Annotated in this window: 26 protein-coding genes and 1 pseudogene; 3 read left to right on the top strand and 24 right to left on the bottom strand. The window is 38.6% G+C overall.

What is annotated here, in order from left to right; all coding sequences use genetic code 11:
- Window positions 1-250: 250 nt before the first annotated feature.
- Entirely contained in the window at window positions 251-415 is a 165-nt protein-coding gene (locus FW754_RS02875) for a hypothetical protein (protein ID WP_446323809.1), read from the bottom strand.
- 351 nt (window positions 416-766) lie between these two features.
- On the opposite strand from FW754_RS02875, the gene FW754_RS02870 reads away from it, so the two are divergent.
- Window positions 767-1,753: a site-specific integrase gene (locus tag FW754_RS02870; protein WP_446323808.1), complete on the top strand. Its 987-nt coding sequence runs from the start codon at window positions 767-769 to the stop codon at window positions 1,751-1,753.
- A 514-nt stretch (window positions 1,754-2,267) separates the two neighbouring features.
- Here the strand turns inward: FW754_RS02870 and FW754_RS02865 are convergent.
- The 5 genes and pseudogenes from FW754_RS02865 to FW754_RS02845 all read right to left on the bottom strand — a co-directional run bounded on the left by FW754_RS02865 (window position 2,268) and on the right by FW754_RS02845 (window position 4,912).
- Entirely contained in the window at window positions 2,268-2,465 is a 198-nt protein-coding gene (locus tag FW754_RS02865; protein WP_446323807.1) for a hypothetical protein, read from the bottom strand.
- 63 nt (window positions 2,466-2,528) lie between these two features.
- Entirely contained in the window at window positions 2,529-2,756 is a 228-nt protein-coding gene (locus tag FW754_RS02860) for a hypothetical protein (protein WP_446323806.1), read from the bottom strand.
- A 94-nt stretch (window positions 2,757-2,850) separates the two neighbouring features.
- A complete protein-coding gene (locus FW754_RS02855) occupies window positions 2,851-3,066 on the bottom strand; it encodes a cold-shock protein (protein WP_004649268.1) in 216 nt (71 codons plus the stop codon).
- 448 nt (window positions 3,067-3,514) lie between these two features.
- Window positions 3,515-3,986: pseudogene (locus tag FW754_RS02850) on the bottom strand (lysozyme).
- Between the two features lie 788 nt (window positions 3,987-4,774).
- Window positions 4,775-4,912 carry a hypothetical protein gene (locus FW754_RS02845; protein WP_446323805.1) on the bottom strand — a complete coding sequence of 46 codons (138 nt, stop codon included), beginning with the start codon at window positions 4,910-4,912 and terminating at the stop codon, window positions 4,775-4,777.
- A gap of 259 nt (window positions 4,913-5,171) precedes the next feature.
- Here FW754_RS02845 and FW754_RS02840 point away from each other — a divergent pair, with 259 nt between their 5' ends.
- A complete protein-coding gene (locus FW754_RS02840; protein ID WP_446323804.1) occupies window positions 5,172-5,300 on the top strand; it encodes a hypothetical protein in 129 nt (42 codons plus the stop codon).
- 87 nt (window positions 5,301-5,387) lie between these two features.
- Window positions 5,388-5,729 carry a GrlR family regulatory protein gene (locus tag FW754_RS02835; RefSeq protein WP_446323803.1) on the top strand — a complete coding sequence of 114 codons (342 nt, stop codon included), beginning with the start codon at window positions 5,388-5,390 and terminating at the stop codon, window positions 5,727-5,729.
- Between the two features lie 23 nt (window positions 5,730-5,752).
- On the opposite strand, the gene FW754_RS02830 is transcribed toward FW754_RS02835, so the two are convergent.
- The 18 genes from FW754_RS02830 to FW754_RS02745 form a co-directional block, all read right to left on the bottom strand.
- Complete coding sequence (locus FW754_RS02830; protein ID WP_446323881.1) at window positions 5,753-6,304, bottom strand: lysozyme; 552 nt, start codon at window positions 6,302-6,304, stop codon at window positions 5,753-5,755.
- 245 nt (window positions 6,305-6,549) lie between these two features.
- Window positions 6,550-6,864 carry a hypothetical protein gene (locus FW754_RS02825; RefSeq protein ID WP_409512515.1) on the bottom strand — a complete coding sequence of 105 codons (315 nt, stop codon included), beginning with the start codon at window positions 6,862-6,864 and terminating at the stop codon, window positions 6,550-6,552.
- Window positions 6,865-6,908: 44 nt separating this feature from the next.
- Window positions 6,909-7,832 carry a phage baseplate protein gene (locus FW754_RS02820; protein WP_446323802.1) on the bottom strand — a complete coding sequence of 308 codons (924 nt, stop codon included), beginning with the start codon at window positions 7,830-7,832 and terminating at the stop codon, window positions 6,909-6,911.
- A gap of 36 nt (window positions 7,833-7,868) precedes the next feature.
- Complete coding sequence (locus FW754_RS02815; protein WP_446323801.1) at window positions 7,869-8,999, bottom strand: hypothetical protein; 1,131 nt, start codon at window positions 8,997-8,999, stop codon at window positions 7,869-7,871.
- A gap of 35 nt (window positions 9,000-9,034) precedes the next feature.
- Window positions 9,035-9,970, bottom strand: a complete 936-nt coding sequence (locus FW754_RS02810; RefSeq protein ID WP_446323800.1) for a hypothetical protein — start codon at window positions 9,968-9,970, stop codon at window positions 9,035-9,037.
- A gap of 9 nt (window positions 9,971-9,979) precedes the next feature.
- Complete coding sequence (locus FW754_RS02805; RefSeq protein WP_446323799.1) at window positions 9,980-10,885, bottom strand: hypothetical protein; 906 nt, start codon at window positions 10,883-10,885, stop codon at window positions 9,980-9,982.
- A complete protein-coding gene (locus FW754_RS02800; RefSeq protein WP_446323798.1) occupies window positions 10,882-11,523 on the bottom strand; it encodes a hypothetical protein in 642 nt (213 codons plus the stop codon). The genes FW754_RS02805 and FW754_RS02800 overlap by 4 nt, the downstream gene beginning before the upstream one ends.
- On the bottom strand, window positions 11,520-11,720 hold the full coding sequence (locus tag FW754_RS02795) for a hypothetical protein (RefSeq protein WP_409510976.1): 201 nt from the start codon (window positions 11,718-11,720) through the stop codon (window positions 11,520-11,522). The genes FW754_RS02800 and FW754_RS02795 overlap by 4 nt, the downstream gene beginning before the upstream one ends.
- Before the next feature lie 9 nt (window positions 11,721-11,729).
- On the bottom strand, window positions 11,730-13,328 hold the full coding sequence (locus tag FW754_RS02790) for a packaged DNA stabilization protein (protein WP_446323797.1): 1,599 nt from the start codon (window positions 13,326-13,328) through the stop codon (window positions 11,730-11,732).
- Complete coding sequence (locus FW754_RS02785) at window positions 13,321-13,938, bottom strand: hypothetical protein (protein ID WP_446323796.1); 618 nt, start codon at window positions 13,936-13,938, stop codon at window positions 13,321-13,323. Before FW754_RS02785 ends, FW754_RS02790 begins: the two co-directional genes overlap by 8 nt.
- A gap of 5 nt (window positions 13,939-13,943) precedes the next feature.
- Complete coding sequence (locus FW754_RS02780; protein ID WP_446323795.1) at window positions 13,944-14,471, bottom strand: hypothetical protein; 528 nt, start codon at window positions 14,469-14,471, stop codon at window positions 13,944-13,946.
- 67 nt (window positions 14,472-14,538) lie between these two features.
- Window positions 14,539-15,768, bottom strand: coding sequence for a P22 phage major capsid protein family protein (locus FW754_RS02775; protein WP_446323794.1), 1,230 nt, complete (start codon window positions 15,766-15,768; stop codon window positions 14,539-14,541).
- 7 nt (window positions 15,769-15,775) lie between these two features.
- Entirely contained in the window at window positions 15,776-16,591 is an 816-nt protein-coding gene (locus tag FW754_RS02770; RefSeq protein WP_446323793.1) for a hypothetical protein, read from the bottom strand.
- A gap of 4 nt (window positions 16,592-16,595) precedes the next feature.
- Window positions 16,596-18,761, bottom strand: a complete 2,166-nt coding sequence (locus FW754_RS02765) for a portal protein (RefSeq protein ID WP_446323792.1) — start codon at window positions 18,759-18,761, stop codon at window positions 16,596-16,598.
- Window positions 18,758-20,212, bottom strand: coding sequence for a phage terminase large subunit family protein (locus tag FW754_RS02760; RefSeq protein WP_446323791.1), 1,455 nt, complete (start codon window positions 20,210-20,212; stop codon window positions 18,758-18,760). Before FW754_RS02760 ends, FW754_RS02765 begins: the two co-directional genes overlap by 4 nt.
- Window positions 20,209-20,673 carry a DUF2280 domain-containing protein gene (locus FW754_RS02755; protein ID WP_419348447.1) on the bottom strand — a complete coding sequence of 155 codons (465 nt, stop codon included), beginning with the start codon at window positions 20,671-20,673 and terminating at the stop codon, window positions 20,209-20,211. The genes FW754_RS02760 and FW754_RS02755 overlap by 4 nt, the downstream gene beginning before the upstream one ends.
- A gap of 46 nt (window positions 20,674-20,719) precedes the next feature.
- Window positions 20,720-21,349, bottom strand: a complete 630-nt coding sequence (locus FW754_RS02750) for a putative metallopeptidase (RefSeq protein WP_446323790.1) — start codon at window positions 21,347-21,349, stop codon at window positions 20,720-20,722.
- A 405-nt stretch (window positions 21,350-21,754) separates the two neighbouring features.
- A complete protein-coding gene (locus FW754_RS02745; protein WP_446323789.1) occupies window positions 21,755-21,976 on the bottom strand; it encodes a hypothetical protein in 222 nt (73 codons plus the stop codon).
- Between the last annotated feature and the right edge of the window lie 86 nt (window positions 21,977-22,062).

Here is a 22,062-nt window from a genome sequence, read left to right as displayed (position 1 = left end):
ACTTGATTTCTGCATGTATCAACAATGAGACCTTTAGTAAGTGCTCAAGCTGGAGAGGAAACTGAGTTTGAGCTAGCTTTAAAATTATTAAAACTTCAAATTACACTTAAAAACTTATAAAACATTAGGAGGAATAACAGGAGTGGTACCTAAAATAACAAATACAAAAAGCCCAACATGGTGTTGGACTTTTATTATTTATAAGACAGAAATTAGCTCTAAATTCTTTCAGTTTTAGATCAAAGTAATCTTACAGTGCCGGTGTATGGGTCGGGACTTGACGTGCAGGATTTACTTTTTCAAATGCCACTGCAATATTCAATAATGTTGCTTCATCAAACTCTCGAGCAATATATTCAATATTAACGTTCATTGGATATTGACTACGGCTAGATATAACAGAACTTGAAGGCATTGAAAAAGAATGCTTTTATTTTTGAGTCTTTAAGCGAAATTACTTGTTTTGGCATTTTTTGCGTTACAGCTTTAAATTACTCTATACAACTTAATACGGGTTTTTATTGTTATGTCTATTATATACAACAGGTTTGTACAACTTTATACATAGTATTTGGTGCGCTCAGCGGGCACTTTCATTAATTTCGTGTTTTCTCACTTTATCTAATTTTACCTAATTTTTTCTTTATTATTAATTATTTAATATTCAATAATTATTTAGCTAGTTACATATTACCTCATTATTCCTTATTATTCCCTCTAAATAGATTACGCCAAATTTACGCCACGACATTTTAGAGAGAAATTTATGGCCACCTTTCGACAAAGGGGTGATGCTTGGCGAGTTGAGATTAGTGTGAATGGTACTCGGGAAAGTGCGACATTCGATACTAAGACTCAGGCTCGCGCATGGGCATCAAAACGTGAAACTGAATTAAGAGAGTTATCACGCGGAAAGCTTCCTGATTATACATTAAATTGTGCAATTGATAGATATATAGAAGAAGTGTGCCCTAAGCACAAAGGATGTGAATCTGAAATTAAAAGATTCAAAGCTTTTAAAAAAAACTTTCCACAATTATGCAAAAAGCATATTGCTAAAATTACTACCGATGATTTCGTTGTGTGGCGCGATAAAAGACTTAAGTCTATAAAGCCTGCCTCGGTACGTCGTGAAGGAAATATACTGTCCGCCCTATTCACTGTTGCTCGCACAGAATGGAAGTGGGTTTATAACTCACCTATGAGCGATCTAAAAATGCCACCACCGCCAGCACATCGCGATAGGCGTATAAGTGAGGATGAAATAAATCGATTGTGCCTTGCTACGGATTTTAATAACCAAGCACCTGAAACTTTCTCTCAGCAAATTATGATTGCTTTTTTATTAGCAATTGAAACTGCAATGCGTGCAGGTGAAATTCGTGGTTTAACTTGGGATCGTGTATATATAAAAAATAGATATGTCACTTTAAATGAAACTAAGAATGGTACCAAACGACATGTACCTCTTTCAAAACGTGCAGTTGAATTGCTGGAGTTGATGAAAGGTTTAAGCACTCATCAAGTATTCACTGTTAAGGATTCGAGTTTTGATACTCTTTGGAGAAAATTAAGAGATAAGTGTGAAATTGAAGATTTACATTTTCATGATTCAAGACATGAAGCTTGCACAAGACTTGCTCAAAAATTAGAAGTGTTGGATTTGGCTAGAATGATCGGACACAAAGATTTAAGAAGTCTAATGATCTACTACAATGCGACTGCAAGTGAAATTGCGAATAGATTGGATTAGTAGAAAGAAAAATGAATCATCTCTGCTTTTGTAAAATCAATTTTATACACATGATTCGCAAGTTTTTTATTAGTTTTAACCAAAAAGCCCTCAACTGAGGGCTTTTTCAAATAACTTACGTTCTAGAGCTCGTCTATTTACGGGCCTTTACCTATAGATATAAAAAATTTATAAATTAGAGTCGTTAAACGTGAAAAATCATAAAGAAACCATGATAGTGCGCTGAACCCTATCATGGTTTCATATAAAATATTGATGCTTATAGATAAAGTTCAAGTATTTCGCATAAGGTGTGTTATGTTAATGTTATAAAATATTAATCTAACATAATCTTTAGTTAATATAACTTGAGCATATGCAAATTCAAAAGTGGTCATTAAAGTTGCATGGACATGGCCAACAGGTACTTTGATGCCATTAAATTCTAGATCTAGCGTTGCACAAATATCATGAATAATTTTTACCTTATAACCACAAACAGAAGCGGTACTAATAGCGAAAAAGTTATGACTATTTATACAATTTTAAATATTTTTCCACTTAATGTACTTTGAAAAAACATTTCAAAACTTGGTCGAATATCCTCACCATCAACGGTGATATGTTTTATATTCGAATGAGATTGCGTGTTAGCAAACAGATGGTCTACTGTTGCTTGAATAGAGTGTTTAACCCCAAACTGATCTTTCACACTTAGACTGTGCTTAAGCATATATATACCTTTAATAAAAATGTAATAAAAAAAGCTAAGTTATTGATATGTTTTATTTTATAATTAAATAACTTTATAATTTAATTTAAATAACTGATTTGGAGAAGTGTAAAATGTACGACCATCCAAATTTAAATCAACTTCGATTCCAGATTCCAGTAGAACTCTTTTACCGACTTCTATTTGTTTAAAACCTTGACGTGTATTTTGCATTTTATTGAGGGGAATTAACGAAACAATAATTTCAGTACCATTTTTAGATTTTGCAATTAAATCATTTATTTTTAACAACTTATATCCTATATTTTAGAGATTTTTCAATTTTGAAAAAATTAAAGTATAAAAAAGCACTTGTCAGTGCTTTTTTATTACTGCCTATTATTGCTTAGATAGCAACAATATTTACAGCATTCGGTCCTTTTTGACCTTGAGCTACACTAAATTCAACCATTTGGCCTTCAAGTAAGGTTTTAAAACCTGAACTTGCAATTTCGCTGAAATGAGCAAAAACGTCTGGACCTGATTCTTGTTGAATGAAACCGAAACCTTTAGTTTCGTTGAACCACTTTACAGTACCTTTAACAACATTTGAGTTTGACATAATATATCCTACTAATTTTTTAATAATTTTTAATCATTTTACTGACTGGATGTAACTTTGAAAATAATAAAGAAGCGACTTAAAATCTGAAAAAACGAAGAATTATAACTAAAACTGCGACACTTAAAGAAAATTTACCGGAACAAGACTTTTTTCTAGCTAAGGTAACTATACACTAAAAATAGTAAAAATCAAGTTTTCTTATATATATATTTATTAAACTTATAAAAAAGAGATATCAATAAAAAAATATAATAAAATCATTTTCTTATTGTAAATGTAATAATATAACGCTAACATACTGATCTAGTTAGCCTGATAAGCAATGAATGCGATTATATAATTCTGTAATAACAATATTAATGTTTTTAATTTCGGGAATGATGATTTTTTCCCATACGCAAATCATATATCAACCGCCAAATTTTACCGTTTTGAATATTACTAATTAGCAAATATTTAATAAAAAACCGCCCAAAAAGCGGTTTTTTTGAAGAAATAATAACTTTCGTTCATCAACTCGTCTATTTACAAGCCCCTGCATCACCTTGCCACCACCTTTATTCCAAACAGCAAACTAAGCAGCCGCAGCTTTATAATCACCAAGATTCAAATTTCTTTAAATCATATGCTAAATACGCTTTAGCTTGTACTTCAGTACAAGTATCCCCTTTTAACCTTAATGCCATTGGGATAAGTCATGGTAGCAAATCCGATGGTCCATACGCCAACACCATTATCATATGCTTTGAGTTTTAAGCCTCAAAACTGCAAATTAAAGCAATACCTGGAGTACTGACCTGCTTTACCGAATCGACTGTAATGTCCAACATATCAGCAACTGTATCTGAAGCAGTGACAATTAGCAGATCTGTAGCATCAACTTGCTTTTGAGTAAGTCGCCATTTTATTAGAATAATTTTTCAATTATTTTTTATGTTCACATATTTGTACAATTCAACACAAACACAATCCAAGAGTGACAAAAATGGAAGGCCCGATCTATTTTCACTTCGAATGTACTATAGAAATTATCATCCATTTTTCTTAAAACATGGATTGATAAATTGAATTAAGAGCTTACTATGCCAGCTTAAGAGGAGTATGGAGATTTTTTTTTCAATCTATTAGTTTATTTTAAATACTAAATTTTAAAATCACACACTGAAAAAAACTAAAACCCAAAATATAAGCAACTAGCACTTCATTTTTCAAATATTATGATATTAGTCACAAAAAACTAATTATATAACAATTGAAATCAATTAAAACCACTATATATCGATTAGTAATCACTATATCTGAGAAAAAATAAGATATGCTCAATCCAGATAAAATGTAAATTAAGTTATAATACCTAAATTATTTTAGTTCTATTTGAAATTATTTAATCCTATCAATAAAAATATAAAAATCCTTTGAGGTAATCTCGTCTACCACTTGAACTTAAAACCAAATGATAACAATATTTTTCATATTTATTTCGATGTTGAAGATCATAGTAGTTTTGCTTGAGCTCATTCTCCAACAACACTTGTTTGAAATTCAATTTACTTACTTCAATAAATGTCTTAGTATACATAATAATCACCTATTAATAACGATTAATATTCGATAAAAACATATTTATTTCAAAGTTAAAGGGCTTTTTTTTAATACCCTTTAACCTAGGTTTCAAAACTATAAAGCAGTTTAATCATTTTTCAGCCTAGTGTTGATTTGGCTTTTTTTCAGACTGACTAGGACTATCTTGCTTCGGTTGTTGTGGCTTCGGTTGTTGCGGTTTCGGTTGAGGTTGGGATTGATTGCCTTGATCGCTATCTGGTTGCTTGGTTGAATTTGACATAACTATTTCTTCCTTTGTTTGCCATTATTATTAATGGAACATATATCTTGAACCTATTATGTATCGATATATACTAAGTATATGTATCAAAAAATATTATATAATTAATGGTAAACTTTAATATCATATAAAATATAAACCTACAAAAAAATATATCTAATTTAATATTTATTAAAATAATTAATTACAAAAAATTGCAACAATTAAATGTATTGCATGATATTAATTTAAATCCACATAATACCATTGAGGTGCAAAAATGAAAATTTTAAAATTAATTGGTGCTGGTGTTTTGGCAGGTTGTTTATATAAAATAACTAAAGCCAAGAAAAAAAATCAACAACCCTCTGAAAATGACTTAAATAAACAGGAAAAAACACCTGAATAAATTATTAATCAAAAACCTATTGATTGATTTTTAAAATATTTAAATCATACCATTATCATCAAATTATTATTCATATCGAGAATACTCATGAATAACGGAATTTATTTACTTACTTTCAAAAGTAAAAATATTGATTTTGGTACAGGAATTTTGACTGTAAACCATTGTGTTTTAAATGGTGGTGACACTATATATTCATATTCAGGGTCAATAAAAGATAATCAAGTTATTATTGATCTGATCAAACACAATAGTGAAGTACATTCATTTTTCGGTAATTTGGGTAAACTTAGGCTTAATTTACTTTGCAATCCAGAACCTGAAGGATATCTATTGAAAGGAAAAGTTGAGAACCTTCAAACTGTACCACTAGTCATTAAAGCTAAGTTTATTGGGCATTTTAATGAAACTATGGATTCTTCTGAATGAAATTTATAATTGGAAAGCCCTCTTCAGAGGGCTTTCTCAAACAATTTCCGCTCTACAGCCCGACGATTCATAAGCCCCTGCATCACCTTGCCACCACCTTTATTCCAAACAACAAATTGAGCAGATGCACTCTTATAATCTGATTCATTCAACTTTTGAAGCAACGTGGATTCTTTAAAAGCTCCTGTACCAATGTTGTAAGCCAATGAAACTAATGCATCGAACTGATTCTGATTGATTGAAACTGTTACAGCACTATTCACAGCGGATTCAAATTTCTTTAAATCATGCGCCATATACGCTTTGGCTTGTGCTTCAGTGCAAGTATCCCCTTTTTTAACCTTGATGCCATTGGGATAAATTGTAGTACCGAATCCTATGGTCCATACACCAACACCATCATCGTATGCTTTGAGTTTTAAACCTTCAAAACTGCAAATTAAAGTAATACCCGAAGTACTGACTGATTTTGCTTTTTGTTGAAAGCCTGCAACCAAGTGATTAATCTGATCAACTTGCACTTGCGATAAAGATCCACCCGCTAATTTCCGAAAATTACTAAAGAGATTCGCCAAATTATCATCCGTATTCGGAACAGCTGCGAAACTTTGGATCTGATGTAGTTGTGGCTGGTAAATTTTACGACCGATAAAGGCTAAAAGTGGCAGTACTGTACCAATAATAATTGGCTCATACGCTTTCGGTACCAATTCAAAATCTAAAGCCCATTGCAATGCTGGAATAAGCACAAGCAATAAAAAAGCCCCCAACATTGGGAGCTTTACGGATAAGTGCTTGAATGCACTTTCATTGATTAATTTCATTTACTGTCCTCTCTATGACTTTGAATAATTGCCATATCTTGTTTAAGTTGATTAATTGAATTGATGGTCCATGTTCCACCTGAAATAGCCACCCCAAGCACGATACCAAGCCCCCACTTCAGCATCGCAATTGCACCTTGTGCTTTGTGATTCTGTTGCTCAAGCGCTTCTACTTTTACCCGTTGCTGATCAAGTGCCTGGTGATACCCTTTATTAATTGCGTTTGTTTCCACCAACTGCTCAGATACTTTTTGCAGTTTATCAGCGACCTCATTTAACTTTTTCCACAGTGATGCACTTGGCTCATTCACATACGCCCCCTTATTTATGGCAATAAAAAAGCACCTTTCGGTGCTTATGCTGTTCTTTTCCAAATGGCGAAGACCATGGATGGCTGTACATTGTTATGTGCCTGCCCTCCGCCTGCTTTATCTGTAGTGCCATCAGATGTAAACCGAGAGCCATTACCTCCCGCATACGTTTGATTCGATGCCTTTACAACGCCTTTATGATCATGTTCAGGAATCTCATCAACCGTTAAAGTATGGTCATATGCTCCGAAAGTACTTCCCACGGTTTTTGTCCAGTTCGGATCATTCGCAACATCTGAGTACCCTACTAGCGCTTTACCTTTTGAGGTTAATTGCCATGTTCCGTATCCAAGCGTTGTTGCGGGACTCGTTGATTCAGTCGAGATATAAACTCCTCCGACTTTGATTTTGACATTCTCCAAGGCTTCGTTAAATTTAAGAATCACATCCGCCAATTGAGTTTCAAACTCTTCAGTTAATGCTGTTTTAAGCGTATCTACTGCCGTTTTAATTGCAGCATCACGATCTGTTTTAACTTCTTTCGTGATTTGCTCTTGAAGATCTAAAACCGTGTCATTCAGTTCATTGATCTGATCAGTATGCTCATCTCGTGCATCTTCTAAATCCGTTACACGTTGACCAAGATCAGATGCACCACCTGAACTTCCATCGAGTAGTGCTTGAGCCACTGATTCAGCATCAGCAATCCCATCAGCCTCTTCAATCAAGTTGCCATCTACATCAAAAACCTGAATAAAATAATCACCTGAGATATAGATCGAAGCACTCCCCATATCATCAAGAATCACAGGCCATGTATTAAAATTCTGCATCCCCTTGTCAGAGTATGTATCTTTCTCATACGTTGTCCCGCCTGCTTCATACGCAAAAACTTGACCACCAATCAAAGGTTGTCCATTTTTATCGAAAGCCCGATAACGTATAGGCGTAAGTGGATATGCGGACATATAACCCCCTTAAATAGAAAAACCACCTTAGGGTGGTTATTGGTTTGATGTCGCTGTAGCTGTAGCGGAAGAAGTCACAGCAAGTTTTTGTGCCATCTTTAATAAATTTGCAAGCTTTTGAGAGTTTGGTGGTAAGTCTTTTGATGCAAGTAAAATTTGTCTGCCTGCCTTTGTTGTGAAAAGTACTTTAACTAAAGATGCTTGAAGGGCAACTTTAGCTGCAACAGGTAGGCTCGCCATACTTATCGCACCAAAAACTAATCTATTACCTGTTGGTGGGTTCTCAGCATACTGACCCGCTCGCTCCACATGTCGCATGAGCTTCACAAAACCGTCCATTTCAGTCCGATCAGCACCCTTAAAGATATTTTGATAAGGCTCATAAAGTTTTTCAAACTCGCGCGCATAATTTGCTGGACTAAAAACATCCGTACTCGTATTTGTTGCCTTGCCCAGTGCTTGATTTGCCATTTCAAAACGCAAAGCAGCTTGACCTTTAGGATCTAGATTTTGATAAAAATTGGCAGCTTTATCACCTTTACCGACCTTAACGAAATTATTAAAGATCTCATCAGGGGTTTTACTACTCATTGAGTTGGCCAAAGCTTTATCCCGACTCTTTTGTAAGTCTCGATAAAAAGCATCTGCTCTTTTATACTCATTAATCAGACTAGGCTTTCCTGAATTAAGTGCAAAATCAGCAGTATCATCATCAATGGCTGTGCGGATCTTGGTTAAGCCACTTGTGCTTTTACCTTGTCTTCCCCACTCATCCACTAACTCACCCAAGCGCGACCGGGCAGCTCGTAATTCTCCAAAATGCGTGTTAATAGCAGGGTTGGTTAAATTGTCCTTAATACCTGAAATTTCTTTTAATAGATCCTTGTTTGGAACAACTTTGGAGTCGCTAGCAATCACATCATCAATGGCTTGAATCGTTTTTGTCGGTGAAACCGTTGTGCTTCCTGCTTGCTGACTTACTCGGTCATACATGCTTGATGCTACTTTTTGTCCACGCCAATTTTTTATTTCAGCTGCAGCTTGTAAAATTTTTCCTGAATCTTCACCTGCTTCGTTCACTACTCCCATGATACGAATTGCATTTTTATCCCCATTACTGGCTGCTTTTTGAATCTTATTTATGCTTTTATAATCAACTTCTGACATTTTCCCATGAAGTTTTTCAACCACCTTATTTGCAGCTACTTTAGCTTGTTGCTGTTGAGCCTCACGAAAAGATGCTGTGCCAAAGAAAGGAACTTGCTCATTCTTCCTAGGCTGAGTAAGCCACCCAAGCCCTGACTACGAGCATTCGCTGATCCAACGATCCCACTAGCATTGGCATTCGCACTACCCGTCAACGCATTTGCTTGAGCAGTTGCACCATTGATTCCGGCATTCGCTAAAGCATCAGCAGAGCCGAGTACACCGCCTGCATTGGCTTGAGCAGATCCAAGTAAACCTTGTGAAATCAATTGCGATAGTGATGTTTGATTATTGGCAATATTCGACGCATTGTTATAAGACATGTTGCTCATATTATTGGCAGCGCTTTGCCCCATTTGAGTCGTTGCCGATAATCGATTGAAAGCATTCGCTTGATCATTGCCGAAACGGTTATACGCGTTTTGATACTCTTGCGATGCCAAATCACTGTTATAACCATTTAACGCTTTAAGTGTTGCACCACTGAGCAATCCACCACTTGCCGCCGCACTCGACTCAATTCCATCCATACCTTGCTGTTTGCGAAATGCATAACCCGGATCAGCATTAAAATCCGATGCGCCAAAACTACGTGTCAAACTTCCATCCGCTAAACCTTGGGATAACAATCCACCTGCTTGTGTACCCAAGTTCGCATAGGGCTGTTGATACCCCAGTGCTGAACTCAATCCACCATTTAAGGTGTTATTTGCATCGGTAAAGCCGGTATTTAAGTTTGCATTTGAATCAAGATAACCTTGACTCAATATGCCTGAACCTTTCAGCGCTGCATCAGATTGTGTTTGCCCTGCATTTGTATAGGCCGTATTTAAAATACCGCCTGCTTGTTGCGCAGCTTGCGCTTGTAGTCCTGCAGCTTTTTTTGCAGCTTTCGCTGCACTCGAACCAGTTAACGAACCTAATAAACCCATAATTAACTCCTATACCAATCCAACCGCAGGATTTAATAATGTACCAATGTTAAATGGCGCAAAATTAAACACCGCACTTGAGGGCGTACTTTGAACACAATAAAAACGTGAAACGTTGATCGCCTGTGTTTGTATAAAACCAAAAATATAAGTGGCCAACGTAGAGCCATATGTATCAAAGGTTTGAACTAAACCAACATTGACGGCTCCCGCTGATGCGAAAACAAACCAATCTTTATTATTAATTGTGAAAATTGGATCAGTATTGGCTGAAATCTGCGCTGTAACTTGAAAAGAACCTTTCATCCAAAACTCACCATTAATATTGGCTATTTTGAGAGTTACACCAGGTAAATGAACTTTATTATTAAATGTGGCAATGGTTCTGACATCAATCCAGTTCACAGGCTTAATGCTATTTGCATTAATTTGTGCCTGTAACTTTGCGAGTGCCATCAATATTTCATCAGTTGCTAAGATTCCATGAGCAGGCACAACCGCCAAACCTGTGAGTGGCGTATCTAGGACACGCTGACTTTTAAAATATAGATTCTGACTTCCCTCAGGGACTTCATCCGTATTTGCACCAACATTCGCTTGCGCAATCGCCCATTTTGAATCTGATGAATCCCACACTGCAGCAAGACGATCAAACCCTGCACCACTATCAATATGTGCATAATCCCCATCTAGAGCAGTCGGTAGTGCAGTCATTAACGCAGAATAGCTACTAAATACACCTCGGAAATGCTGAACAAAATCAATTTTATCGAGCTTTCCCGAGATTCCTAATTGATCTTGTGCATCTAAAAGCGTGGATGCTCCTGTCCCACCATGTTCGATAGGAATCACATCGTTGGGTTCAAACTCACCTAAGCCTTCAGTTCTTCTTTTAAGGGGTACGGTCTGATTCATGTTGTCACCATCTGAATATTTTGCTGAGTACCGTCTGCCAAGAAAAAAGGCAGTTGATAATCAGAACTTAGCTCTACATCTTGTCGAATACCGTTCTTTAAAAAAAATGGCAGTGATAAATTCACTGCCACAACTTCTACCCATTCTGCATTTTTACGCCCATAGATCAGATCATCCTCAGGGGCATCACTCAAATTGTTCTCGCTACTTCGAAAGAGAATTGATATTTCATGCTCTAATTCTTCAAGCTGACTCCCTGTTTCTTTCTTCAATGTCTGCAAAGATTTACTCAATGCATCAATTGCGGATTGCTGTTGCTGATCGATATGTTGTAAATCCTCATCAGCATGCATGAGTTGGTTGATCTGATCTTGTGAAACATTTTGATCTTTCAATTCTGATATCGATTTTGCTAAAGATACGATCTGCTTTTGTTGTTGATCATTTCCATGCTTATTTTGCTGTGCAAGCTCTAAAGCTTGATCAGCGATCTTTTGTATTTGTGCAATCGATTCTGTATTACTTTGACTCGTATTTGAGTACAAACCATATAACTGCTCAAAAAAAATAAGCCAGATTGTTGTAATCTGGCCATTTCGATCGACAATGATGTCCCGTGCAGGGATGCCCTGACTCATTCCAAGCGCCCCTCGATAATCACAATATTGATGGGTTCAGAACAGCGAATACGAAATACCCGATCACGCCCTGCGCCTAAACGTCTAGCAATAATCCGTTTACGATATTCCCCTTTTTTACCAAGTGGAATCAAACGAGTATCAGACCATGTATGACCATTATCATCTGACCAATTCAGCATTAGCTTTGGTTCCATAATTAATCCTCAATCTGCAGGTGCCAAACAAAAGGTATAAGAAGAAGGCTCAAAGGTAGGATTGATGGGCTCATATACTTGATCAATATCATTTGCATCAAGTATTGTGATTTCAATTTTGACAAACTGTTTTGTCATATTTTTAAAGCGACTTATTTCAATTAAATTCAAGTTTGTGGTTGGATTCATATTAATATCAAAAGGAATTAGATCTACTTCAAAATCCTTTTTTAATATTGCTTGTAAATCTCTACCGTCTTGATTGTTATAAAAAGAAGTAGATTCAGTAATTTCTACACCATTAATGGCTAAGCCATAAAATCCATAAGCTGATATGTATCCAAGTGTGCAAGAATCAATAGCACCCTCACAGCCAATAGGTTCAGGAGGTTTAGGATCAGGAATCTCTTTCTTTTCAATCCCAAACCCTGTTTCACACACAATTTCTAACTTATTGAAACGCGTTAATGCACCTTCAGTATTGACTGCCTGCGCGGTACGTTCACGTAAAATCAGCTCACCATCGTCTGTGAAAGTGCGATTGTCTAAATCGTATAATTTGCCATTTCGATAATCGCCAACAATATGCATATTCCTAAAAAATGCATGATGCTGTGAACGATGGCGCTCATGTAAACCTTGAGCATTGGCAAAAGAGCGTTGATGCCACAGACCTGTAGATACATCAAAGCAAAATGTTGCATTCGCAGATGGGAACGAAATAACATAAAAAACATGTCCCTCTTGCTGATAGGCATAAGCCATTGCATCTGTTGTTTTGCTATAAACAGAGATTGCCTCTTCAATCGCATGAGTCGAAATTCGCTCAGGAACACCGCCCGCACTCATTACAATTTGATGGCCACCAAATTCGCTCACACCTAGCCAAATCACACCTGTAGATAAAGACACAATACTATCCGGAGCAACACAACCAAATGCCATCGCACCACCCGACAAACGAGCAAAAGGTGCATTGCTTGAACCTGTACCGTAGTATCGCTCTACGCTTTGCGCCCCAAATAACCAAAGCTCTCGGTTAAAGGTAATGCTTGCTGTGATGTTGTCCGGTGTAGACTCAGCCGTTGCATAAGACAATGCATCTATTTTTGTACTGTACAAATTGGACCAATAGAACTGTCCTGTCCCAAACTTATTTAGAACAAAACGACCATCCAAGAACAATACATGTGTCGATCTAGGAATCGTTGAGCCTGACAATCGCTCAATCGTGAGCGTTAACATATCCAATGCATAGGTATATGTACCATTTACAATCAAAGCGACTTGACCGTTATCGGCAATACGCACCGTACCAAGCGCACTAATCTGACTCATCTCAACAAGTTCAAATTTAGATGCTTTGCTGTGATAGAGCCTTTTACCAATTACAGCGATCAAATCTCCATTAGACAAAACATGCAAGCACCGTACTGAAGCTTGATCTCCCTCAAAAATACGTTTTAGTCCGGGTGTAGGTATGAGTGCAGCAACGCGTGAACCGTTAGGATATTCAATCGTTTGGGGATACCAATTAATGCAGTTTTGACAACTCATACTTTGAGCCCGCAATTTGTATGCAGGGCCAACCAAAGGAAGCTTAACCATAACGACCTCGATAACTAATACCCATCAATGTCTGATCAGGTTTTACTGGAATTGGCGTAGATTGTGCTCGATGCATAATGCGCATCGCTTGTTGATATTGCATCTGTACATCTGCAGTAATCGGCAATTGATATTCGGGTGCTAACTCAATCGCCAAGGCATATTTAATAGCTCGTAAATACTCAACGGGCACATAAATATCATCTGTGGCTTTAAGTGGAAACTCAGGGCTGATTAACGAATGAATAAACAATTTTGCAGACTGAGGATTCGCCACAATAACCTCAATCCCCTCTACAAACCGTCTATAACGCAAAGCATCTGCAGGTACATTCAATGCCGTATCACGATACAAACGGATGTCTTGCCCATCAAGTACTGCATCTTCTGAGATAAGGCGAGCATCAACAAAATAATGCGTTTGCCCTGCCTTAAGTTGCACCTCAATGTCTTGTGATTGATATACATAGTCACGTGATGCTGACCATTGCCCCAACAACATATTCAAAGCAGATACAGCATCACTCATTTCGGCATCTGTCATGTTTTCACCTGAAGCAACAATACCGATAATACGTGCTGAGGCATGGATAAGATCACGGACTTTCATTGTTATTATTCCTTCTTAGCAGGTTGAGTTAACAAGCCAATCAAAGTCGGTTTATCATCACGGGCTAAATACTTAATGCCCTTTTCATCAAGCAAAGTACGAAGTTGATCTGCCGTTAGTGCGTTGTAATCGGGTGCAATCGTTTGGGCTTGTGTTGGCTCAGGCTCAAAAGAATCAATGATCTGTTGTAACTGTAGATTTGCTTCACGCTCAATGTTTAATTGCGCTTTGAGCTCATCATTCTCAGCTTTGAATTGGTCACGTTCAGTTTGAGCAACACTGAGCTGTAATTCTTTTTGAACTAAGTCTTCGCTAACTGCATCAAACTGCTCAACAGGCACATAAGCATTTTTAAAGTCTTCGCTTGATGCACCACCAACAGCACTGCCCATCATTTGATTGACTTCATCTTCTAAGTCAGCAAAGTCCACAAAGCCAAGCTCACGTAGCTCTGCTTCATGCTCTGCATTTTGAGCAATTTCATTTTGGTGTGAAGTGGTCGACCCCAAGTACAGCATTTTTGGATATTCCATTTTCATTACTCCAGAAATGACAACGCCCCAATTAAGGGGCATATGTTGTCATTGATTGTGATTAAAATTATTCAGTGATACGGCAAGCAAAATCACGAACACGAGTAAAGCCCCACATCAAATCAATACGGGTAGCTGTAGACAGGTCTTTAAAATCACCCGCGCTTTGTACTGTAAAACGCACACCTTTCGAAGAATATGAATAGCCAAACTCTTTCGGCGTTACGATCTTTGCAGGTACAAATGCTGCAGTAAATGCAGATTCTTGGAACAATAGGTTTTGCACAAAGCCTTGCTCGGCTTCACCATAAAAATTAACCACCGCACCATTCGCAGGACTTGCATTCACTGTCTTGTTTGGCATTGCAGGCGTTAATGACGGATAGATTGATACTTGTGCTGTTGTAGCAGAAGCCATGACATCGGCAAGTACAACAAATTGTTGTAGGTCACGCATTAATTCACCCGTCAATGGATGAGTTTTGAATACGCCTGCAATAGTAAAGACCTGACCTGCTTTGAACGTATCACCATTGGCAAGACCACCAAATACCAATGTCTCACCTGTTTGACTTGCCCCTGAGATAATGACCCCTGCCACCTTATTACCATTGTATAAAGTTGGCAGGTTAATCACTTCATCCCAATCGGCACCTGAGGCACGACCAAGATTCGTTTCACGATACTGTTCTGAAACTTGCTTGCCCGGATTGAACAACGCCTTACTGGTATCAACCAATTCAAGGTTCAAATCCGTACTGATCAAGCCACTACGATTACCTTCAGGTGCAAGCGCTTTTTGTAGCTTTGCCCGTGCTTGATTCAGCGTACGAATTGAGTTTGGTACCGTACCTGGTGTACCTACCAAATAAGGCGTTTTCATCACCGCATTTTTAATCAAACGTGCTTCGATCGTTGAGCATAAGGTTTGGATCTGAGGCTTAAAAATACGATCGACATAATCACGACGACGCGGATCACTGGCATCAAGCTTAAAGACATTTTCAACATGAGAAGACTGAAAGGCAGCATGCACATGATTGTCCACTTTTAAACTGACTTTACGCTCTTTCCATGAATCAATTTGTCCACCTTCAGCCAGTACATTACCGTCATAGATACGGCTAATACCTGGAATCGTGATTGAGACATCATCACCAACTTGATAGCCGTTCACGGTTTTATCAAACTCTTTTTCACGAGAGCGGTTAATCCCCATCAGAAATGGACAACTTTCTTCAATAATGGCTGCAGCTTCCTGCGCAAAAACTTGAGCTGTATTAATAACATTTGGCATATTTTATTTACCTTTTATTTCGTAGACTTTTTAAATAGCTCACAGCATCCCCATCCTTCATATCAAGCGGGTTCTTCTTCACATTGGCTTTGCCTGAAGGCGGATTTACCGGAGGGGGTGCATTTGGAACTTTGGGAGCTTGCGGTTTATTTTTAAGTGAGGCACGGACTTCACCGAGTTTCATCAATTGCAAAGATGGGGGTAGACCTAAAAGCTCAACATAATCCATCGGGTCTTTGCCAAGCTCATACAGAATCGCGGGCGCATCAGCCCCCAACTCAAGCACGGCTTCACTGAGCTGTTCAGGCAATTGCCCGCCACTGAGACTGATCAATTTACTCACCGTTTGCAGATAATCAGGATGAGTCTTTCCAAACTCAGCTTCTGCAGACTCAATCTGCATAGACTGTGCTTGTCGTGCTTGATCATTACGCTGTTGCTCAAAACGAGAATTAACGTCTTGCTCAGATTTCTTATGCTGATACTCCGACATCGCTTTAGCGTAGTCATCGACAGATTCGAAATCATACAAATCAGGTTCTTTTAAATTGACCTGCTCCTGAGATGCATATTTTTCACGTAAGGTTTGAGCCGATCGCAGTGCTTCGTTTTTCTCCCATGTTAATTTCGCAATACGTTGATCAATCGCAGTTTGGCGTTTGGATTCACGTTCAGCTACAGCCTGTTTATCAGCTTCGGCTTTCTGCTCATCCGTCGGTTCTGACGCAACCTGCTGACCCTGTTCCTGATCAATCTCTTGATCCTGTTCAGCACCGTCTGTTGTATCAACATCATCTACGATGGGATTCTCTGTGTTTTCCATAGTCCTACTCACTTAAGCCTTGATTACCGTCAAGTGCGGGGTCTTGTTGCGGTGCAGCCATATTGTGCGTATCAATCCCGATCTGGCCGTCATCAGGTACGAATGGTTGTTGCTGTTGCATTTGTTCAGGCATTAAAAAACCGCCCTCAAGTGGCGGTTCTTCATTCGGTGGTTGTTGTTGTGGTGGTTGATCTTGCATGCCCGTATCTACCCATGCTTCAGGCGGTTGCATATGTTGCAGGATCATACTGATTGCCCCTTTCAATTCCTCAATCTCAGCTTTGGCGGCATTATTGAGTTGAGCAACTTCAATCGTGGTTTGCGCCTGAAGCTCAGCAATTTGATAGCGTGCATCACGTTCAGCATTCTTATCGTCAACCTGTGCCATTGCTTGCTGTAACTGCATTTGTAGCTGTTGCATTTGTTGTTGATACTGTTGCAATACGGCTTGTACTTGTGGATCACCTTCACCCTCTTGCGTTAATGCAGGATTCAATGATTTCTTAATACGCTCCACAATATCCTCAAGCATATTGCCATCATCAAAGGCTTTGAGCAGTAGATCAGGAGCGGCTTGACCAATTTGCGGTACAAACTGTAATAGCTGTACCAGGGCTTCTTTATTCTCTTGCCGTTGGCTGATATAGCTTGCACCTGTCGTCATACGAATGTCATAGCGTCCGATGGTGAGATTATTCAAGATTCCATCAATAATGCCCTCACCTTGCTGATCAGTGGGTTCATTCAGCTTTACACGTTCAGTTTTAGCATCTTCACCTGTAATCCGTTTAATCAAAGGGACTGAATACACCTTTTGATAAATCGCAATCAAGATCCGTCCAATTTGAGCCAGGGATTTATTCAGGTTATCTGTAATATGAAAATGACTGACATCCGCTCGTTGTTGCAGAAGACTGATTGCCTTACCTGACTGTTGATTGACGTTTTGACCCATTGCTGCAGGTTGCATATTGAGAATTTCCTCAATACTTTCCTTGGCTCCATTGGCGGCATTCAAAATCCCTGATAATGCAGTTAACGCAGGCAATTGTTGAGGCGGTGCAATCGGCTGACCTTGATCGTCTACATCATTCCAACGTAAGGCTTGATAAGCATTTGGATTCGCCCATTCTGTCAAATCTCGTGATGCACGTTCAGGCACTAAAAACTGCTTACGTAAACCTTCTGCAATCTGTTGTGCTTCTGACGATTTCCAATAGTTGTACAATTTCTGCGGATCACGGGCGAAATGGATCAGTGAAAAGATATAACGATCTTCTCCATCCCAAGTCACATCACCATATACCGGTACAATCGGCAACATCGGAACGACAAATTCACGATCCTCAAGCACCTTTGAGCCTGTCAGTTTGTACCACCAACACTTCTCAATATAGCTTTTACGTTGATCGTGAATCGAGTCTTTATCAATTGGCTCCTCGAATGTTGTTGTGCCATCGACCAATAGATATAAAGTCTTGGATTCTCGTTGCATCTCAAACAACTCAGCAACACAGACCGTTTTATCATCATGATTTGACCACGTGCTTTGAGCATCACTTTCAAAGTCTGTCGTCGCATCATCGCCATACTGATCTGCAATGTCCTCTTTAGGCACCCATGTTTTAAGCACAACATAACGTGCATCTGAGCCATCAAGCTCCTTTGAGTTTGGATCGAAGTACACAGAATCAGCGTTATGAATCGACATAATTTTCGGCTCTTGCTGAAAACTATCAGGAGAAACATAGTCAACATGAATGCGAATCGCGCCAAAGCCACTGTAGACGACGTTTTCCATGGCAGCATCATAAGCATTATCCGCACTGCTTGAAATTTCAGTATCGCGCAATAAGCCGTTAAAAATACGTGCCACCGCAGGATCAGCAACATCATCTACAGGCTCAGCTTTAATTTGCTGTTTATTCATTTTGGCACTGTTAATTTGCTGTTTGCAGTATGTCCGTAGCTTATTGATGGTTAATGTCGGTATACCTGCAGTTACACGCGCTTCACGATCTTTATCACTCCACTGGGCATCATCCAACGTGACAAAGCGACGATCTTCTTCACCACGTTTATAGTTCTCTTGCCAGTAATCTTGTGCATCATCACAAAGCTGACGAACGCGAGTCAAAATATCCTCGTCTTTTTCTTTGTTGTCGGTCATGACAATGTTGTCCTCATGGCAAGTGGTGGCGGTGGTGATTTAGGTTTTGATTTACCGATTAAACCTTTACGTACAGCAAAACGACGCATCATGTATGCATAACGTACTGCATCCAAAACGTCGTCGTGAGTTTTAACAATTCTGCCCTTATCATCTCGGTGATACTGCAAAAACTCTTCCAAAAATACCCGCAGACCACGAAACACCTTAAATTGTCCTTTACGCATCAAGTCTAGAATCTCAAATAGACCTGCCTCAACTCCATTCGACCCATCAGGCCATGTCGCATGTTCTGCTAACATTTTAAAACCTGCTTCTTTGTAATATGACTTTTGTTGCTTACCTGAGCCTTTTTCAGTTTGTAAACCATCTAAAGGCCATGCAGTTGGAACATCAGTCGCCCAATGCTTAACAGCTCCCCACGCATCATTTGGAGAAACTTGACGCTGTTTCCATGCGTGTGTGACATAGATCGTATGATTATCCATATCTATCGCAAGTCGTACTTGAGCTTGAGGATGATCCCAACCAAAGTCCATTCCATTGATGATCATCCAATGATCAGGAATCTCAAACGGATCACAGGTGATAAATTCTTCACTCAAGTCATAGATACGACCATGACCGAGCATTGGAATACCCTTGGTTCGCATTTCACGTTGATGCGGTGGGAAGGAGGCTAAAAGGGTTTCTTTGGTCTGTTCCGTCAAGTGCGTTACATCATCCCAACCTGCACGAATCAAGTATTGTCCTTTGGATGGTGTATCCATGAATTGGACAACCAACTCAGTCCGACCATTTTCAGGAGTGAACGTCAAAATGCCTCGACCACCTTGCCCTTGATCACCTGTTGCTGTTCGCGTTAAGACCTGTGGGAAAATAGTCTGATCTCTTGGTTCTTCATCAATGTGGTACCAATCAACAGAGTCACCCATTAAAGCGTGTTGTCCTTGCGAGTATGACCAAAATTGTACTTTTGAGGTTTGATACTGGACATCACCGCCACCACCATGACGTACATATACAGAGCGCATCGCATTGGTTGTCCCTGTCATTGACTCATGCTCAAGAATAAATTCAGGTGGTATTAATCCTCCAACCCATTTATTTTCAACACGACGACCAAATATAGGCGTTTGCAATAGGTCTCGGCACTTTTCACCCGAGTAGCCTAATAGCCAAATTAAAGGTCCATGATTAAATACATGACCATCCCACCAATCAGGGTAATGACCAAGCGCATGTATCGTATCGACATAGGTTCCCGTCATGGTTTTGCCGACACGGTTAGCTGCCATCAGCATCACTTGAGAATATGATTTTGAAGCTGAAATCAGCTCACGCTGAAATGGATAGAGCTTGTCACCAAAACTACGATACTGATAAGTATCACTTCGACGGTTACGCTCCTCAAGTAAAGCGAGATATGCAATCTTTTCTTCTCTAGTCATGATTCTCTCGCTTTAGCCTCAGCTTCTTTAATGCGCTTGTCTAATTCAGTATCAGACACACCCATTAATGGCTCACCATTCTTACCTGTAAGCTCTTGGCGATTTGTAAACTGACCACCTAAATCTTGTGCAGCTTGTTTCATGATGTTGAGCGACATCACGGTATTTTTTGCATTCTTCTCAAGATGCTTTTGATACTGACGCATGCGATAGAACTTTTGAGTCACAGGAATATCAATTAAGCCTTCATCAAATTTCTTTCGAGTTTCCTCAAAAAGATCTTTGAATTTCTTACTCAAGTTTCTTCCTGCAACTTTTGTTGGATCGTATAGTGCTACCTGTGAGCGTTCTATTTTTAGCCCATATTCTTGCTTAACAAGCTCTGCTACTTCTTGAGGGGTATCACGGCAAGCAAGAGACTGAACTATAAAGATTTTTACAGGCTCTTTAAGGGTTGCCATAACCACCTCTCTGTATAGCTACGTATAGCAAGATAGGCAAAAAAATTTAAGCCAACTTCAATAAACACGTACCACATGCATGTGCAATATTTGCCTTTCTGATTGTTGGACCATTATTTGCAAGATCTACCATTTTTTGGACTGACTCGGATGCACCGTAACGCTGAACTACGCCATAGAATTCTTCGACATCGTGTGGGCGCAAGTAATACTTATATTCACCTGTTGATGGACTTATTAAGTAATTTCCATCTTCATCCCGCTTTGCACCTAGGTGATACAACTCATGTTCTATCAATGCACAAAAGTCAGTATCACTTGCCTGTGAAGCATATTGAGCATCAATTGTGATAACAAAGTCAGGGATACATCCAAACCAATCAAGCATTTGCTTTTCTTGTCTGAGCTTGCGCCATCCAACTGCCATCGGTGCAAACTTCTCTGTCTGTCCCAATACAACTTTGTCTGCTTTAATAAATGCATTGGAAGCCCATAACACTTTAAATAAATCATCATCCCAAGGCGATATATGCGCGTGATCTGGATTATGAAGTGCGCCTTCGTCATCAATGAATGTATTTAATATCCATTCTTTTAACTCTTGTGCAGGCTCAAAACTAACAGCATCAAAAGGATTTATATCAAGTAGGGTTTTTGGTGGCATTGGTCTTTTCATAAATTGTGTCCATAAAAAACCACCCGAAGGTGGCATGCATTTACTTTGGTGACATCAATAGCTCTCGACCATCTTGTAAATATACTTTAACTTCTCTTACGTTATGTGGATCACAGTTCAAGATATATCGAACCGATTGACCATACCCCAATGGGTTTTCACTACTACTGTATTGTATAGGGCAATTTCCCCTATTGACTTCAACTCGATCAACTTCTACATGGTCAGAAAGCGATCAAATATCAAGGTAATAGATCCTAATAATTAGACTGTTAACAATATTAATTAAATCAATTTCTTCTTGAGATAAAAGTCACGATAACATTTGATTTCTTGGCGTTGATTTTGCATTTTCACCTCCTCTAGTCGTTAAAAAACCCCTCGAAAGGGGTTTTAGTTTGATATTCAATAACCCGTCCTTAAAGAAAGTGGATTACGTTTTGTGGTTGATTTTTCACGGACAACAACAAGAAATTCTTTATCATAAACTTTCTCAACTCTTTCACCATCTACATCAGCATATTCACTTGTTACCCAATTCCCATTCGTCTTAATTACTAGCATTTCTACACTATTTTTGGCTTTATGAGTAACTACATCATCTATAGATATTTTTGGAGTCCCCATTATTTGCGCCTCAGTTACAAAAAGTGCTTTAAATTTATACTAATTTAAGGAACTCATCAATCTAACTCTAATCACACAATTAAAGG

The organism is Acinetobacter sp. 1207_04 (assembly GCF_052850415.1).
The sequence above is the reverse complement of the archived record's forward strand: the minus strand, read 5'-3'. Positions and strand labels throughout refer to the sequence as shown.

Excerpts from the sequence above, each read along its gene's own strand:
- FW754_RS02815 (WP_446323801.1), bottom strand. The coding sequence starts at position 8,999 with ATGTCAGAAGTTGATTATAAAAGCATAAATAAGATTCAAAAAGCAGCC.
- FW754_RS02795 (WP_409510976.1), bottom strand. The coding sequence starts at position 11,720 with ATGGAACCAAAGCTAATGCTGAATTGGTCAGATGATAATGGTCATACA.
- FW754_RS02770 (WP_446323793.1), bottom strand. The coding sequence starts at position 16,591 with ATGGAAAACACAGAGAATCCCATCGTAGATGATGTTGATACAACAGAC.
- FW754_RS02790 (WP_446323797.1), bottom strand. The coding sequence starts at position 13,328 with ATGGTTAAGCTTCCTTTGGTTGGCCCTGCATACAAATTGCGGGCTCAA.
- FW754_RS02835 (WP_446323803.1), top strand. The coding sequence starts at position 5,388 with ATGAATAACGGAATTTATTTACTTACTTTCAAAAGTAAAAATATTGAT.
- FW754_RS02745 (WP_446323789.1), bottom strand. The coding sequence starts at position 21,976 with ATGGGGACTCCAAAAATATCTATAGATGATGTAGTTACTCATAAAGCC.
- FW754_RS02760 (WP_446323791.1), bottom strand. The coding sequence starts at position 20,212 with ATGACTAGAGAAGAAAAGATTGCATATCTCGCTTTACTTGAGGAGCGT.
- FW754_RS02865 (WP_446323807.1), bottom strand. The coding sequence starts at position 2,465 with ATGCTTAAGCACAGTCTAAGTGTGAAAGATCAGTTTGGGGTTAAACAC.
- FW754_RS02810 (WP_446323800.1), bottom strand. The coding sequence starts at position 9,970 with ATGGGTTTATTAGGTTCGTTAACTGGTTCGAGTGCAGCGAAAGCTGCA.
- FW754_RS02845 (WP_446323805.1), bottom strand. The coding sequence starts at position 4,912 with ATGTCAAATTCAACCAAGCAACCAGATAGCGATCAAGGCAATCAATCC.
- FW754_RS02775 (WP_446323794.1), bottom strand. The coding sequence starts at position 15,768 with ATGCCAAATGTTATTAATACAGCTCAAGTTTTTGCGCAGGAAGCTGCA.
- FW754_RS02855 (WP_004649268.1), bottom strand. The coding sequence starts at position 3,066 with ATGTCAAACTCAAATGTTGTTAAAGGTACTGTAAAGTGGTTCAACGAA.
- FW754_RS02755 (WP_419348447.1), bottom strand. The coding sequence starts at position 20,673 with ATGGCAACCCTTAAAGAGCCTGTAAAAATCTTTATAGTTCAGTCTCTT.
- FW754_RS02840 (WP_446323804.1), top strand. The coding sequence starts at position 5,172 with ATGAAAATTTTAAAATTAATTGGTGCTGGTGTTTTGGCAGGTTGTTTA.
- FW754_RS02800 (WP_446323798.1), bottom strand. The coding sequence starts at position 11,523 with ATGAGTCAGGGCATCCCTGCACGGGACATCATTGTCGATCGAAATGGC.
- FW754_RS02780 (WP_446323795.1), bottom strand. The coding sequence starts at position 14,471 with ATGGAATATCCAAAAATGCTGTACTTGGGGTCGACCACTTCACACCAA.
- FW754_RS02820 (WP_446323802.1), bottom strand. The coding sequence starts at position 7,832 with ATGTCCGCATATCCACTTACGCCTATACGTTATCGGGCTTTCGATAAA.
- FW754_RS02870 (WP_446323808.1), top strand. The coding sequence starts at position 767 with ATGGCCACCTTTCGACAAAGGGGTGATGCTTGGCGAGTTGAGATTAGT.
- FW754_RS02765 (WP_446323792.1), bottom strand. The coding sequence starts at position 18,761 with ATGACCGACAACAAAGAAAAAGACGAGGATATTTTGACTCGCGTTCGT.
- FW754_RS02805 (WP_446323799.1), bottom strand. The coding sequence starts at position 10,885 with ATGAATCAGACCGTACCCCTTAAAAGAAGAACTGAAGGCTTAGGTGAG.
- FW754_RS02875 (WP_446323809.1), bottom strand. The coding sequence starts at position 415 with ATGCCTTCAAGTTCTGTTATATCTAGCCGTAGTCAATATCCAATGAAC.
- FW754_RS02785 (WP_446323796.1), bottom strand. The coding sequence starts at position 13,938 with ATGAAAGTCCGTGATCTTATCCATGCCTCAGCACGTATTATCGGTATT.
- FW754_RS02750 (WP_446323790.1), bottom strand. The coding sequence starts at position 21,349 with ATGAAAAGACCAATGCCACCAAAAACCCTACTTGATATAAATCCTTTT.